Source organism: Solibaculum mannosilyticum (assembly GCF_015140235.1).
GTDB lineage: Bacteria > Bacillota > Clostridia > Oscillospirales > Acutalibacteraceae > Solibaculum > Solibaculum mannosilyticum.
Genome location: NZ_AP023321.1, coordinates 2,122,296 through 2,137,800 on the forward strand (window position 1 = coordinate 2,122,296; position 15,505 = coordinate 2,137,800).

Below are 15,505 nucleotides of genomic sequence, written 5' to 3' on the forward strand. Positions count from 1 at the left end.
TGCTTTAAGCGCTTGTTTTACTGCTAACCGCCTCCGTCCTCGCGATGTGTCTGGGCGTATGGGAGTTTGTCAGTAAAGCAATGCAAGGCAGGCGGAAAAAACCGCCTGCCTTCCAAAAAACGACACTTACTTACGGATTCCCAGTTTGCTGATGATGGCGCGGTATCTTTCGATATCCTTCTTCATCAGGTAGTTGAGCAGATTGCGGCGATGACCGACCATCTTCAAAAGGCCGCGGCGAGAATGATGATCCTTCTTATGGACCTTCAGATGTTCGGTCAAATCGTTGATTCTCTTGGTGAGAATGGCGATTTGTACCTCAGGGGAACCGGTATCGCCCTCATGGCGGGCATTGTCCTGAATGACGGTTTGTTTTTCTTCTTTGAGCATCATGGGTACTTCACCTCTTTTTAAAATTACACCCACAAACGAAGCGCATGGCAGAGGAAATTCCCTCTCACAGGGCAGAAAGCCAATGGCTGCGTAAAGGGTCACAGTGGATATTATACCATCGCCCACCACAATTGTAAAGCGCAATTTACTCTATTTTAAGCCCCTGGGAGCAGACGTCCACGCCGCTTTGATCCAGCGCCGCCAATTTGTCGCCGAAAGCATAACCGAGCGCCTCCCCTTCTGGAAACAGGTCGGAGAGGGGCGCCAGTACAAACGCCCTATCCCCCATCCTGGGATGGGGGATATCCAATTCCTCCGTCTCACGCCTCTCCCCTTCGTACAGGAGCAAATCCACATCCAACGTCCTAGGGCCGTTTTGGACGGCGCGTATCCGTCCCATGGAGGCCTCCATGCCCAGTCCCGCCCCCAACAGCGCCTCCGGGGAAAGCTTTGTCTCCACCAAAAGGACGCAGTTTAGAAAATCCGGCTGATTATCGTATCCCACCGGCTTGGTCACGTAAAGCCTTGAGCAATCCACAACCTTTGTCCCGGGCAGACGGTTGAAACTGTCCACAGCCATCTGAAGCTGTTCCCGCGGGCTGCCCATGTTGGCCCCCAGGGCGATAACCGCCTTAGGCATGGTGTATTCCTTCCCGACGCCGGGTGATTTCCACCGCCACCATCTCAAAATCCGCCGGGATAGGGGCCCGCGGCTTCTTGAGGATGACGGTGACCTCCTCTAGATTCTCATACTTCCGGAGTAGCCTGGAAGCCACCTCCTGGGCCGCCCGCTCAATAAGGCGATACTTGCATCCCGTCATGGCATCCCGCACTACATCGCACACTTCGGCATAATTGATGGTATCCTCCACCTGGTCGGTATGACAGGGCTTTTCCAAGTCCACTCCCAGGATGAGATCCAACACAAAGGGTTGTCCCTCCTCCTGTTCCCGATCCAATACGCCGTGGTAAGCAAAGACCCGCAGTCCTGTTATCTTGATCCGATCCATAGAATAATTATCTCCTCCTTATCGTCCTTTTCCCAGCAGGGCATCGATGGTCCGGGCGGCCTGCACCCCTTCAAACACATCGTGAACCCGCAGGATATGAGCTCCACTGAGCTGTGCCGCCGTGTGGACGGCAATGGTTCCTCCCAGACGGCGGTCAGCTGATGCATCAGCCGAGAATGCTGATGTCACCCGTTTGCGGGAGGCCCCTACCAGCCAAGGGTATCCCTCCACCGTAGGGCCGGCTTTGACCAGGGCCAGATTTTCCGCCATGGTCTTGCCGAATCCAATGCCTGGATCCAAACAAATGGCATGGGCCGGCAGTCCATACCCTCTGGCCCGCAATGCCGCTTTGTGAAGAAAATCCCTCACTTCCTCCACGACCCCCCTGGGATAAGCCACCTGTCCGTCAACCTTGGAAGCGTCCCCCGGATGCATGATGACAATAGCGGCATCAGCTGCCGCCACCGTCTCCAGCATCCCCTTATGGGCGCATCCTGAAACATCATTGATGATGTGGGCCCCGGCATCCAAGGCCCACTTTGCCACTTCCGGATAAAAGGTATCGATGGAAATGGGGCAGCTTGTCTCTTTCACAAGAGCTCTTAGCACCGGCTCCATCCTCTCCCACTCCTCATCCGGGCCGATCTCCCGGCAGCCGGGGCGGGTAGACTGGGCGCCGATGTCCAAAATATCGGCCCCCTCCTGTAACATCCGGCAAGCATGCCCCACCGCTTTTTCGGGATCCAAATACCGGCCGCCGTCCGAAAAGGAGTCGGGGGTGATGTTGAGGATTCCCATAATGAGGGTTCGATCGCTTACGTCAAAACAAAATCCTTTGGCGGAAAAATACATCGGTTTCCTCCTCGTCAACGGGTCAGAAGGGCCATGGCCTCGGCGCGCGTCCTGGCATCGGTGCGCATGCCGCCTCGCAGGGCCGACGTCTGGGTCTTGGACCCGGCCGCACGGGCGCCCCGCATGGTCATGCACAGGTGCTCGGCCTCAATGACCACAGCCACTCCCCAGGGCTTTAGCTCCTTCATGATGAAATCGGCCACCGACGCCGTCAGACGCTCTTGAAGCTGCGGGCGTCGGGCATAACAGTCCACAATGCGGGCCAATTTGGACAGACCCAGCACCCGTCCCTCCCGCGGGATGTACGCGATGTGGGCTTTGCCGACAAAGGGAAGCAAATGATGCTCACATACCGAGTAAAGCGGGATATCCCGCACCAATACCATTTCATCGTGATTGGTATCGGTAAAAATCTTCACGTGCCGGCGTGCGTCATCGTGGAGGCCGGAAAAAATTTCCTCATACATCCGCGCCACACGGCTGGGCGTCTCCTGTAAGCCCTCCCGATCCACATCTTCGCCGATGGCGGCCAAAATCTCACGCACCGCCGCTTCAATTCTTGGTTTATCGATCATTCTCCATCCATCCATTCCGCCGCTCTCCTGCGGCCATACTCCATTCCCATCTGCTTTCACGGGGCGAAGAAACATCCTTTTTTTCAAAACAGGACTTCTCTATCCGCCGCCGTCATACAGACGGACAAAAGGATACGTCCCCCTCACAGGGAAACAAACCTCCTAATTTCACTATGATACCTCTATTTTGCCAAAAAGGGAAGAGCTATTCCTCTTCCTCATACAGAGCTCGGATGGTAATGATCCCACTTTCCTCCTGATACCATGCCACTGCCTGCCCCTCCTGGAATACTTTTTTCCTCATCTGCTGATTGGCCGCCTTAAGGCATTGATAGAGCATCCCATCTTCAGGATGCACCAGCTTGTCAAACAGCGTCTGCACCTCCTTTGGTGCCCAGAGCTCCAGCAGAGGTTGTTCCTGCTCCATGCCGATGCGGGTAAGGCGTTCCACCAAGGCGGCTTGCTCCGCCTCGTCCAGACGGCTTACCACGAGTCCTTGACGTACGAAGTAGTTTGCATCGGTGCTATTGCAGCCCTGGAAAGCAAAATCCTGATGATCCAAAGCCATCTGCCGGTCGGTCTGATTGAAGTAGCGATGGCTGATATAATGCTCCCCCTCCCCGCTGAAACGGTATTGGCCGTCCTGTACCAACCAAGTGCCTTGGTCGTTCCAAGTAGAATCTAAGTGATAGCTCTTCCCCTCGATGGTGACGACATTCCAGGCATGGGTAAAAGATCTGCCGGTGTCGGGATCAATCCCTGTTCCTGACAGGTAACTACAGGGAATTCCTGCCGCTCCCAGTAAAAGCTGCATTGCCCTTGCATATCCTGCACAAGCCGCTTTTCCCTCTACCAAAGCGCCCCATGCTGAAAAAGAAGCCTCCATCCCCTGGATCGGTCTTTCCTCCAGCACCGTCTCGTAAGCCTCTCTATCATAAACGCACTGTTCGATTAACCAGTCGTGCAACGTAAGCTCTTTTGTAAAATCATCCATATTGGACCGTAGACTTGCCAGAGCCCGGTCTAAGACGGCTTCCATCTGATCCACCGCTCGGCTGCGGGACGCCTCGTCGGCAAACAGATACCGCAGTTCCAAAAAGGCGTTGTCTCCTTCCATCCAGAACGTCTCCATGCCCTCTACAATCCAGAAATGTTCCGGGGTATCCTTATAGTAGGCCTCCAGCACCTCCCGCACTTCCCCAGCAGAAAGTCTATTTCCCAGAGAGATCGTTTCTGTCCCCAGCCGGTCGGATAGCTGGTAAATCTCCCGATACGCTTCTTTTTGTTCGTCGTTTAAGCCTTCATAGTAGGGTTTTGTCCACACAGGCTCACTTCCCGCTGGCAGATGCAGAGGAAATCTCCACTGCAAGGAAGAAACAGAAGAATTCCCGCATCCACTACACAGCAGGATTCCCAACGCCGCGGCCAATAAAAGACCTTTTTTGACAAAAAGAAAAAGGGCACAATGGCCCTTTTCCCTCTTTGCAATCATTTAATCCTTTTGGCCGCGGCCTAAAAAGCCCGGCCAAAGCAGGATGATTTTAATGATCTGTAACAACGTCCCCTTCTGACTGGAACGCTGTCCTTCCGGCTGATCGGATGGATCCACAACACGGTGATCGCTCCGCAAATAAACGAAAAAACCAACTACCAGATAAATCGCCAGCACAATACGCAGGATTGTCCAAATCACGGCCTGCCCCCCTTACCTAACACATCGTTTTCCGTCATTCCACATAGCTGACCACCAGGGTAATGACGCCGTTTGCCGGATCTCCAGCGCCGTAAGAGATCACGTCCTCTCTCAGCACGGTGGAACCGATTCCCTCATTGGCGCTCTTTAGGAGGGTAAACACATCCTGCTCCTCCACCAAACCTTGATAAGCGGCATTGTAAGCTTCTTCATTGGTGAACTGGAACTCCAGTACACGGTTCCGGTCGACAGCCCCCTCCACCATAGCGGTCTGGATGGCGTTGCGAGTCGTTTCATCGTAGAAGTCAAAAGACCAATTCTTCTTTACATAATAATTGGCATCGTCATCTTTGCAGCCGGGGGACTGGAAATCCTTGTGGTCGGCCGAGATGACATCGTCGGTGACGTTAAAATAAATGTGGCTAAAGGACTGTTCTCCCTCCACCAGCACAGCATCGTTCCAGGTGGCGTCCAGATGGTACTTCTTGCCGTCGATAGTCACGATGTTCCACATATGATCGCTGGACTTTCCCGACTGATCCACACCCACGCCGGAGATCAAAGCACAGGGGACATTGACTTTATTGAGAAGCAGCTGCATGGAACGGGCGTATCCTTCACATACAGCCTTCTGCTCCACAATGGCGCCGTACACGGTATAAGCCGAGGCGTGTCCACCAGTGGTATCGGCCGCCGCCTCGTCGCTGTAGGATACCCGGTTTAACAGCCAGTCGTGAATCATCAGCTCTTTGGTAAAATCATCCGCATCGGCGGGGATGGATTTGAGAATGCTGTCCATGGCCTCGCTGAGTTGCTTTTGCATCTCTTCCTTTTGCTCCATGCTGTCCACCAAATACCGCAGGGTGACGTACACCTTATCCCCCTGCGTGGTGACTTCAAACGACTTTTGCAGCCAGAAATGTCCTGGATTGTCGCTGGTCACGGCGCCAAAGGATTTCTGGATATCCTCCATGGTGGAATCCGACGGGATTTCCAGCATCCCGGTGTTGAGATCATTGGAGGCGGTGAGGATGCGGTCGTAGATGGACTGCTGAAGATGGTTGAGGGAATCGTATTCCAGTTCACCTTTGCCGTCCTCCGTGAGGGCTTCGGGCTGGGATGAAGCCGTTTGGCTGGACGTCTGTCCCTCCTCAGAGGCCGCAGACGATACATTGGATTCTTGGGACGAGGATGAAGAGTCCGCCCCTTTGTCAAACTGGCAGCCCGACAGACATACCAACAGAGCAGCCAACAAAAGGCAGATGATTTTTTTCATGAAATTCCTCCTGTTTTTAATCGGTCAAAACGACCTCTTCTACTGGGAAATGCTCTCCCAGGGCATTTTTAAGCGTTTCCCCCTCCATGCCGCTGACCGATACCAATTTAGCGATATCACCTTCATTGGTCAGGCACAGATAGCGGATGGCAGGGATATTTTTAGCTAGATCCACCGCACCGATGTCGGTCGTCACCTTATTGACCGCCTTAGCAAAGATGGTGGTGGCTTTGTCCACTGTTTTTTCATTCATGTGCTGGTTGAGAAGATCGCACATCACCTGGCCGGAATACTCGCAGGCATCTACGCTGCTCCACCCCTGGTACCGCACCAATTTGATGAGTTGGGATCCGTCCAGAGCCTGCTGACCCTTGCCCAATGCCAAAGTAAAACCGTTATCCGACCCCACGTAATTGATCTCCTCCGGCACGTTGCAGGTGACGCTGCCGAGCAGATCCACAATCTCGCCTCCGGATGAGGCTGTCATGATAACGTAATGATCCACCGTCACACCGGTAACGCCTTCCACAGCCTGTTTCATCATCATGCGGCCGCCATAGGCATAAAAGCCCGCTAAAGTATCTTCCCGATTGCCTACCTGAGTCCTGAGATCCTTAGAGAGAGGCGCTACCCAAATGCTATCCTCCTCCGGGTCCAGACGCAGGAGCATAAAGCTGCCGGCCGAAGAATTGTCATCGTCGGTTCCCACCAAAAGGAGGTTCATAGGCTCTTCCCCCTGGTACACCACCTCGGAAGTTTCCGCCTCGGACGTAGAGAGACGCTCCGGCTGTTCCGGCGGCGCGATGACCAGGAAGTACAGGGCAGCTCCTCCCACCAATAAAATTAAGATGCCGAACAAGGTGGCGAGAAACAAAAAAACGCTGGCAAATACACTGCGTTGTTTTTTTCCATGGGATCTCTGGTATGGCATGGCTTTACACCTCTTATGTCTTTTTAAAACAATTTCCTATTATCACTATACTGCAATCCGACGCCTTCTATGCGGGCCGGATGAAAAAAGCTTATCTTCTCCCGTCGTTTTTCTCAGTCCGGCGCGAAACACGCATCACAATCCAAACGCATTCTGAAGCAGGACATACCCCACTTTACTTCACCATTTTACCATAACCCCTCAAAAAAGGCTAGACGATTCCCAAACCTTCTTTTTACATCCCCACTTTTGTGGCATTCTCTCACCACCTGGATCGCAAAAAGCGCCTGGGATGTCAAAATCCCAGGCGCAAAATGGGGATGCTTCCCCACTGGACACAAAAATTTAATCCAATTCTAGTTTGCCGGTGTAAAGCTGATAATAGGTTCCCTTTTGGGCGATGAGCTCCTCATGGCTGCCGCGTTCGATGATGCGTCCATGTTCCAGAACCATGATGGCGTCGGAATTGCGGATGGTGGAAAGCCTGTGGGCAATGACAAATACAGTGCGGCCCTTCATCAGGTTATCCATGCCCTTTTGGACGATCTGTTCGGTACGGGTGTCGATGCTGGAGGTGGCCTCATCCAGGATGAGCACAGGCGGATCGGCCACTGCCGCGCGGGCGATGGACAACAGCTGTCGCTGGCCCTGGGACAATTCCTCGCCGTCCCCGCTGATGACCGTCTGGTATCCATCGGGCAGCATGCGGATAAACTGGTCGGCATTGGCAAGCTTCGCCGCTTTGAACACTTCCTCATCGGTGGCGTCCAGCTTGCCGTAGCGGATGTTATCCATGATGGTGCCGGTGAAGAGATGGGTATCCTGTAACACAATGCCCAAGCTGCGGCGCAAATCATCCTTTTTGATCTTATTGATGTTGATGCCGTCGTAACGGATCTTGCCGTCCTGTACGTCGTAGAACCGGTTGATCAGATTGGTGATGGTGGTCTTGCCGGCGCCGGTGGAGCCGACAAACGCCAATTTCTGACCCGGCTTGGCGTAAAGGGTGATGTCATGGAGCACCATGTGATCGTCGGTGTAGCCGAAGGTCATGTCAAAGAACCGGACGTCGCCTTTGAGTTCGGTGTAAGTGACGCTGCCGTCGGCCTGATGGGGATGTTTCCAAGCCCACATACCAGTGCGCTCTTTGCATTCGGTGATGGTGCCGTTGGGAGCTTTTTTGGCGTTGACAAGCTGGACGTAACCCTCGTCCACCTCCGGCTCTTCGTCGATCATGTGGAAGATGCGTTCGGCGCCGGCCAAAGCCATGACCACCGAGTTGAACTGCTGGGCAATCTGCATAAAGGGCTGGGTAAAGCTCTTGGTGAACTGGAGGTAAGAGGCCATGACGCCTAAGGTGATACCGCCCACTCCCAGTACCGACAGGAAGCCGCCCAGTACGGCCGTCAGCACAAACTGAAGGTTGCCGATGTTGCCGATGATGGGACCCATCATATTGGCGAAGGTGTTGGCTTTGGAGGCGCTTTGGAACAGCTTTTCATTGAGAGCGTCAAACTCCTCCTCCGACTTCTTCTCATGGTTGAAGATCTTGACCACGCGCTGACCGTTCATCCGCTCCTCGGCGAAGCCGGTGATATCGGCTAGATCCATCTGCTGGCGGACAAAGAATTTACCCGAATTGCCGCCGATTTTACGTGTAACCAGGAGCAGCACCACAATCATCACCACTGCCAGGATGGTGAGCAGCGGGCTGAGCACCACCATGCTGATGAAGGTCACCAGTACGGTAAAGAACGCCATGAGCATCTGGGGGATAGACTGGTTGATCATCTGGCGCAGGGTATCGGTATCGTTGGTGTAGAGGCTCATGATGGAGCCGTTGGTATTCTGGTCGAAGTAACGGATGGGCAGACGCTGCATCTTTTCAAACATCTCGTCGCGCACCCGTTTTAAGACGCCTTGGCCGATCTTGACCATAAGGCGGCTGTACACAAAGGTGGCTACCACGCCGCACAAGAAGATACTACCCAGTACGGCCAGAGCGGTATAGAGTTCCGTGAAATTGGGATTTTGCTGTCCGATGAGCGGGATGATGAAGTCATCCAGCAGGAACTTCAGGGAGAGGGACACCGAAATGGTGGCCACAGCGCTGATAAGGATACACACAAACACCAGAATAAACTGGGCCTTGTAGGTGCCGGTGACGTACTTTAGAAGACGTTTACCGGTTTTCAGAGTGTTTCTGGTGACTCCCACTTTAGGTGCCTTACTCATCGTCACCGCCTCCTTTCACCTGGGACTCATACACTTCCCGATAGATTTCATTGGTGCGAAGCAGCTCCTCGGAAGTGCCGATGCCGCTGATCTCACCGCCGTCCATGACGATGATCTGATCGGCGTCCTCGATGGAGGAAACGCGCTGGGCGATGATGACCTTGGTGGTATCGGGGATCTCTTCCCGGAACGCTTTTCGGATGAGGGCGTCGGTCTTGGTATCCACCGCGCTTGTGGAGTCGTCCAAGATGAGGATCTTGGGTTTCTTCAGAAGGGCCCTGGCAATACAAAGCCTCTGCTTCTGGCCGCCGGAGACATTGTTGCCGCCCTGGACGATCATGGTATTGTACCCTTCGGGGAATTCGCGGACAAAACCGTCGGCCTGGGCCAATTTACACACCCGCTGGACTTCCTCTTCGCTTGCATCCTCGTTGCCCCAGCGGATATTGTCGTAGATGGTACCGGTAAACAGCACATTCTTTTGCAGTACCATGGACACCTGGTCCCGCAGCGTCTCCAGGTCGTACTGCCGCACGTCGATGCCGCCCACCTTGACCGAACCTTCGGTCACATCGTACAATCTCGGGATGAGCTGGACCAAAGTGGATTTGGAACTGCCGGTACCGCCTAGGACACCGATGGTCTGGCCCGATTTGATGTGAAGGTTGATATGTTTAAGGGCTAAATTGCCGCCCTCTTTCTTGGAATAACTGAAGTTGACATCGTCAAAATCAATGGAACCATCCGGTACACTCTTAATGGCGTCGGGACTATTTTTCATCTCCGGCTCTTCCATCAGAACCTCTTTGATACGGTCGGAAGAGGCCTCGGCGATCATGATCATGATAAACACGAAGGTCACCATCATCAGAGAGGTGAGGATCTGCAAAGCGTAGATGATGATACTGGTCAGCTGACCGGTTTCCATGGTCTGGAATACGATATCCCGTCCGCCGATGAGCACCATGAGGATGACCAAAGCATAGATGGTAAACTGCATGATGGGAGAGTTCCAAGCCACCAGCTTCTCGGCCTTGGTGAAGAGGTTGTAGATGATCTTGGAGATGCCGTGGAACTTCTCAATCTCGTGATCCTCCCGGACATAAGCCTTAACCACTCGGGCGGCATTGACGTTCTCCTGGACGGCATTATTGAGCACGTCGTATTCGTCAAACACCCGCACAAAATGGGGATGGGCCTTTTTGGCGATGATAAGAAGAGCGCCGCCCAAGATGGGAATGGTAGCCAGCAAAATGAGGGCGATGGTGGTATTGATGGTTGCCGTCATAATGAGGGACAGCACGATCATAATGGGAGCCCTGGCCAAAAGACGGATGCTCATCATATAAGCCATCTGGACGTTGGTGATATCGGTGGTCATACGGGTCACCAAGCCGGAGGTGGAAAAGCGGTCGATGTTGCGGAAAGAAAAATCCTGGACCTTGTAAAAGATATCATGGCGCAGGTTTTTGGCATAGCCGGCACCAGCGGTGGCGGCCAGCTGTCCGGCCTTGGCGCCGAACAAAAGAGCCAGCATGGCCATGACGACCAGGATACCGCCCATCTCCAGAATGTAGACCATATCGCCGTTTGCAATGCCTACGTCGATAATCTTGGCCATCTGCAATGGAATGAGCACTTCCATGAGCACTTCCAATACGACAAAGAGCGGTGCTAAAATCGACTCTTTTTTGTATTCGCGTATGGACTGAAATAGTTTTCGATTCAATGGAATCCCCCCTGTTCACTCTTGTTTTTTGGTTCTTCGTTCTCGCTTAAGTTTTGAAGCATTCGTTCTAAAACGAACCTACAAGTTTCCAGATCCTCTTTGGAAATCCCCATCTTCAGCCGCCGTTCGGTCGCCCGGATGTTTTCCATAATCTTCTCCCGCCGCTTTTCCGCCTTGGGAGTCGGGACGATCCGTTTGAGACGGGCATCCTTCTCCACACTCTCCCGCTTGATAAAGCCGTTTTTCTCCATCAGCTGGAGGATCCCTGTCACGGTGGATTTCCGGATGTGAAATGCCTCTTCCAGATCCTTCTGATACACGTCTCTGCCCAGCGATTCAAATAAAATATAATTCAAAATATGCCTTTGAATATGGGTCAAGTCGCTGCTCTCCTCCGATGCACTGTTGTGCCGCTTGAGCTGATGGGATAGCATGTGAATGAGTTTGCCCGTATCGATGGTTTTTTCCTGTTGGGTTTCCTGTATCACTTACTCGCCTTCCTCTATGGTTCGTTTCCTAACGATTATAAGAACCTTTTAAATTTTTGTCAATTATGTCCGACAAAGTCTTACCGTTTGCATAAAATACATCCAACTCAAAGTTTTAAATTCATATATTGTATAAAACAATCATCGACAAACAACAGCAAATTAAAAAGAGACGGGATACTTATCCCGTCTCTGCTCAGAATCCACTATGCCCAATGGAAATTTTCCAGGCCGGCACCTACTTCAAATTGATATTTAACGATACCCAAATCCACTTTTGAGTAAAATCCGCCGGTCGACTGCAGCTTTACCTGGTCGCCGGAAAGATAAAACCGGAATTTTTGCTGGTTGACAGCCGTAGGCGCCAGCATCGCCGATTCCATCCCCTTTAAGAACCACGCCGGCAAAGGACCGTCCGCCTCATAAAGTCCTCCCATCGGTCTCGACTTGTGGGCGATCCCCTGGGTCTTTCCGTATCCCAAGGCGATGACGCACCGCAGTTTCTCCCCCTTTTGTGTCAGACGCCTGACCCCGCGCTTTCCAAAGCTCATGGCCACCCAGCAGGTATTGAGTCCCAATTGCTGGGCTGTGATGACCAGACGCTGGCCATAATAACCCAGTCGTTCGTCTAAATCCGGGGACTGCTTGCCTATGAGCGCTATATAATTGCAGACACCGGTGAATTTACCGTAATGGGCCATAAAACTGTCAAACGCTTTTGGTTCGTCTGTGACCAGCTGGATGTGTAATTTTCCCTCTCGATTGCAGGCATCTACCTCTTCCTTGATGCGCTCCAGCACCTTTCCCTCTATGGGGCGGGATGTGTACTGCCGGACAGAATGCCGATTTTGGATGGCTTCCAAGCGGTCCATGATGCGTTCCTCCTTGCTCTGGTTGTAAACTGATACCCATCCTGCATCCATTTTCTGCAATGGATTATCTGTGTTTTCTTATCATACCCCTATTTCCTTCAAATCACAACCGGAATCGGAACAAAACAAGCGGCCTGGCCTATGCCAAACCGCTTGTTTTGATTACTATTCTAATCCATGTCGGTGGAGAAAGAATGTCCTAGTTTGAAGGGATATTATCGCTGGATGCGGAATGCGCCAAAACCGGGATAGGCAGCGCTGTCACCCAATTGCTCTTCAATGCGCAGAAGCTGATTGTACTTGGCGACGCGTTCACTGCGGCTGGGGGCGCCGGTCTTGATCTGGCAGGTATTGAGCGCCACCGCCAGGTCAGCGATGGTAGTGTCCTCTGTCTCGCCGGAACGGTGGGATACAATGGCGGTATACCCGGCCTTATGAGCCATATTGATGGCCTCCATGGTCTCAGAAACCGAACCGATCTGGTTGAGTTTGATGAGAATGGAATTGCCGCATTTTTCTTCGATGCCCTTGCTCAGACGCTGGGTATTGGTGACAAACAGATCGTCTCCCACCAGCTGAACCTTGCCGCCCAGTTCCTTGGTCATTAACTGCCAGCCTTCCCAGTCCTCTTCATCCAGGCCGTCCTCAATGGAGTAGATGGGATATTTGTCGCACAGCTGTTTCCAGTGCTCCACCAGCTGGGCAGAGGTGAACTTCTTGCCGCTCTTGGGCAACAGATATTCGCCCTTCTGACCGCTCTTCCACTCACTGGAGGCGGCGTCCATGGCCAGGACAAAATCCTTGCCGGGATGATATCCCGCCTTCTCCACAGCGTCCAAAATGACCTGGATGGCATCTTCATCGCTGGCGAGATCGGGGGCAAAACCGCCTTCATCGCCCACAGAGGTGGCCAGTCCCTTTTCCTTGAGCAGAGATGCCAATGCGTGGAATACCTCGGTGCACCAACGCAGTCCCTCACGGAAGCTGCCGGCGCCGGCCGGCATAATCATAAATTCCTGGACATCCACGGTATTGGCCGCATGGGCGCCGCCGTTTAAGATGTTCATCATGGGGACCGGCAGACGGGTGCCGTTGACGCCGCCCAGGAAGCGGTACAGCGGGATGTCCAGAGACGCGGCAGCCGCCTTAGTGCAGGCGATGGACACAGCCAAAATGGCATTGGCTCCTAATTTGGATTTGTCCGAAGTGCCGTCCAGCTGGATCATAGCTTTGTCAACGGCGTAGATATCAGAGGCATCCATGCCCTGCAGGGCCTCATTGATGACGGTGTTGATATTTTCTACCGCTTTCAGCACGCCTTTTCCGCCAAAACGTCCTTTATCGTTGTCTCTTAATTCCAAAGCTTCAAATTCTCCGGTGGAAGCGCCGCTGGGAGCTGCACCACGGCCAATGGTTCCATCCACCAAGGTGACTTCAGCTTCTACTGTGGGATTTCCGCGGGAATCCACAATCTCCCGGCCGACAATCTTTTCAATTTCCAAATAGTTCATAGTTGCCATCCTTTCTGTTTTGCCTCTGATGAAGCGCATCGCGGGTCTATCTACCCTTTTAGCATGCCAAAAAATACCTGAGGCATACTTGTTTCATCTGTAAATTATAAGTCGATCCATTTTAGTTAGCTATAGCTAACCCAGATATTATCCTAATCCATTTCTTTTGGGAAGTCAAGACCATGACAATATTTATTTTGAAACCTGTTAAAGCCATCTTCATCCACTGGCTTTCCATACGGATCCACAGCGGCAGTCAAACAAAAATAAAAGAGGGAGAAAACAAAATTTGTTTTCTCCCTCTAGATCGGTTGTCTCGATATAAACTATCCGTTATATTAATAAATTATTTTACAGTAGGTATTCCTGTGCCAAATCCCGCATCTCCTGGATGTGATTGGACTGCCATGCATCGTAACCTTCTCCCGTCTCCTGTACCATTTTCCCCAACTGTACCAAGAATGCCGGAATATCTTGAGCCAAGATGGCACCCCAATCTTCTCCAAATACTTCGTTGCCCATGGCATCCGATCCGCCCACATGCAGAGTAAAAATAGGTTTTGCCACCCCGTCCACCGGTTTCATACCGCCGCGGAAACCGATGGCGCCGATCTGATGGGTACCGCAAGAAGAGGGACATCCCGAAATATGGACTTGAGGCAATGCGCCGTCAGCAATGCCGGCTTGACGGACGGCTTCCACACAAGCGGCGTACAACGCCTGAGAATCCCCAATCCCCTGTTGGCATACTGTTCCGCCAATGCAGGCTACCGAGCATTCAAATCTATTTTTCGCACCGTCTGCCGTGGCCTCCAGAACCTTGCGGGCTTCGTCGGCAGTGCAGTTGATGATATACAGCGTCTCATCGGGTGCAATGCGCAGTTCTACATCCTCCATATCTTGGATAGCGTTGGCTAAGATCCTCAGGGACTTCACTTCCAGCTTTCCTCCCAGGGGATGGTACCAAACCGAGAACAGTCCCGGCTGCTTCTGGGCCACCACACGAGTCTCCTTCAGCTCCCCTTTTCCCTGTTTGGTGACAGGGACCGTCTTGGGTTCAATGTCCAAACCGCCGGCCGCCAATGCAGCTTTGGCATTCTGCTGATAAGCCTTCACATACCCTTCCTTTCCCAGGGTATCCTGCATATAGCGGGTACGCGCCTTGGAACGGACGGTATAATTGCCATGGGCCACAAAGGTATCCACCATGGCCTTGATATAGTATAAAATCTGATGGGGCTCGACACCTTCGGCCACTTTGAGCCCCATCTTGGGATTGGATCCGAGGCCCCCAGCACTGTACACTGTAAAGGTGCCGTCTGCTCCGGCGATAAAACCCAGATCCCGGAATGTCGCATGGGTCTCATTCCCTACGCCATTGGAAAAAGCCACCTTGAGTTTACGAGGCAGTTTGACTTGTCCGATCAAGCCCAGCAGATAATCCCCCGCCGCCTGGGCATACGGCATGATGTCAAAGGCTTCTCCCACTTGTACGCCGGACAGCGGCGATGCCATAACGTTGCGGGGGAAATCTCCTCCGCCGCCCCGGCAGAAGATGCCCGCTTCCAACGCTTCTTCGTAAATTTGAGGGATGAGTTCTCCCTTGAGACGATGCAATTGGATGGTTTCACAAGTAGTCAATTTGGCAAAGGGGACTTGGTATTTTTCCATTGTGTTCACCAAGAATGCAAGTCTCTGCTTGGAGACGCGTCCTGCCGTCATGCGCAGACGCAGCATGCCGCTGGCTCCTCCCTTTTCCGCATAACTGCCGAATCCGCCGGAAATGCCTTTATAGTCCTGTTTGGACATCTCTCCGCCAAAAAAAGCTTTGGCCGCTTGTTCAAACTGTTCCGAATCCCCGGCAAATCTCTCTTTATAATCTGTCATAAGGTCATCCTCCTTTGCGATCTCTTCCCGTATGATACTAGTATGATACATGA

15 protein-coding genes are annotated in these 15,505 nt (G+C 52.7%); all 15 read right to left on the minus strand.

The features are described 5' to 3' along the window. Positions 1-126 precede the first annotated feature (126 nt). Positions 127-393: a 30S ribosomal protein S15 gene (gene rpsO, locus C12CBH8_RS09910; RefSeq protein WP_171846286.1), complete on the minus strand. Its 267-nt coding sequence runs from the start codon at positions 391-393 to the stop codon at positions 127-129. A 145-nt stretch (positions 394-538) separates the two neighbouring features. Beyond that, positions 539-1,033: a 2-amino-4-hydroxy-6-hydroxymethyldihydropteridine diphosphokinase gene (gene folK, locus C12CBH8_RS09915; protein ID WP_215533143.1), complete on the minus strand. Its 495-nt coding sequence runs from the start codon at positions 1,031-1,033 to the stop codon at positions 539-541. Next, on the minus strand, positions 1,026-1,403 hold the full coding sequence (folB, locus tag C12CBH8_RS09920; protein ID WP_215533144.1) for a dihydroneopterin aldolase: 378 nt from the start codon (positions 1,401-1,403) through the stop codon (positions 1,026-1,028). Before folB ends, folK begins: the two co-directional genes overlap by 8 nt. An 18-nt stretch (positions 1,404-1,421) precedes the next feature. Beyond that, on the minus strand, positions 1,422-2,255 hold the full coding sequence (gene folP, locus C12CBH8_RS09925; protein ID WP_099322707.1) for a dihydropteroate synthase: 834 nt from the start codon (positions 2,253-2,255) through the stop codon (positions 1,422-1,424). Positions 2,256-2,269: 14 nt separating this feature from the next. Further along, positions 2,270-2,830: a GTP cyclohydrolase I FolE gene (gene folE / locus C12CBH8_RS09930; RefSeq protein ID WP_090265464.1), complete on the minus strand. Its 561-nt coding sequence runs from the start codon at positions 2,828-2,830 to the stop codon at positions 2,270-2,272. Between the two features lie 205 nt (positions 2,831-3,035). Beyond that, entirely contained in the window at positions 3,036-4,154 is a 1,119-nt protein-coding gene (locus C12CBH8_RS09935; RefSeq protein WP_215533145.1) for a transglutaminase domain-containing protein, read from the minus strand. A 168-nt stretch (positions 4,155-4,322) separates the two neighbouring features. Beyond that, positions 4,323-4,523, minus strand: coding sequence for a hypothetical protein (locus C12CBH8_RS09940; RefSeq protein WP_143269566.1), 201 nt, complete (start codon positions 4,521-4,523; stop codon positions 4,323-4,325). Between the two features lie 34 nt (positions 4,524-4,557). After that, the gene (locus C12CBH8_RS09945) at positions 4,558-5,799 is read right to left on the minus strand and encodes a transglutaminase domain-containing protein (protein ID WP_099322710.1); all 1,242 of its coding nucleotides are present in this window, start codon (positions 5,797-5,799) and stop codon (positions 4,558-4,560) included. Between the two features lie 16 nt (positions 5,800-5,815). Next, entirely contained in the window at positions 5,816-6,730 is a 915-nt protein-coding gene (locus C12CBH8_RS09950) for an LCP family protein (RefSeq protein WP_215533146.1), read from the minus strand. A 345-nt stretch (positions 6,731-7,075) separates the two neighbouring features. Then, positions 7,076-8,965 (minus strand): ABC transporter ATP-binding protein, encoded by a 1,890-nt coding sequence (locus C12CBH8_RS09955; RefSeq protein WP_215533147.1) that lies wholly within the window; start codon positions 8,963-8,965, stop codon positions 7,076-7,078. Continuing rightward, entirely contained in the window at positions 8,958-10,694 is a 1,737-nt protein-coding gene (locus tag C12CBH8_RS09960) for an ABC transporter ATP-binding protein (protein ID WP_099322713.1), read from the minus strand. Before C12CBH8_RS09960 ends, C12CBH8_RS09955 begins: the two co-directional genes overlap by 8 nt. Continuing rightward, positions 10,691-11,182: a MarR family winged helix-turn-helix transcriptional regulator gene (locus C12CBH8_RS09965; protein ID WP_343063097.1), complete on the minus strand. Its 492-nt coding sequence runs from the start codon at positions 11,180-11,182 to the stop codon at positions 10,691-10,693. Before C12CBH8_RS09965 ends, C12CBH8_RS09960 begins: the two co-directional genes overlap by 4 nt. Positions 11,183-11,388: 206 nt before the next feature. Beyond that, positions 11,389-12,054 (minus strand): nitroreductase family protein, encoded by a 666-nt coding sequence (locus tag C12CBH8_RS09970; RefSeq protein WP_215533148.1) that lies wholly within the window; start codon positions 12,052-12,054, stop codon positions 11,389-11,391. 215 nt (positions 12,055-12,269) lie between these two features. Then, positions 12,270-13,565 (minus strand): phosphopyruvate hydratase, encoded by a 1,296-nt coding sequence (gene eno, locus C12CBH8_RS09975; RefSeq protein ID WP_215533149.1) that lies wholly within the window; start codon positions 13,563-13,565, stop codon positions 12,270-12,272. 351 nt (positions 13,566-13,916) lie between these two features. Then, positions 13,917-15,452: a nitrite/sulfite reductase gene (locus C12CBH8_RS09980; RefSeq protein WP_215533150.1), complete on the minus strand. Its 1,536-nt coding sequence runs from the start codon at positions 15,450-15,452 to the stop codon at positions 13,917-13,919. Positions 15,453-15,505: the final 53 nt, after the last annotated feature.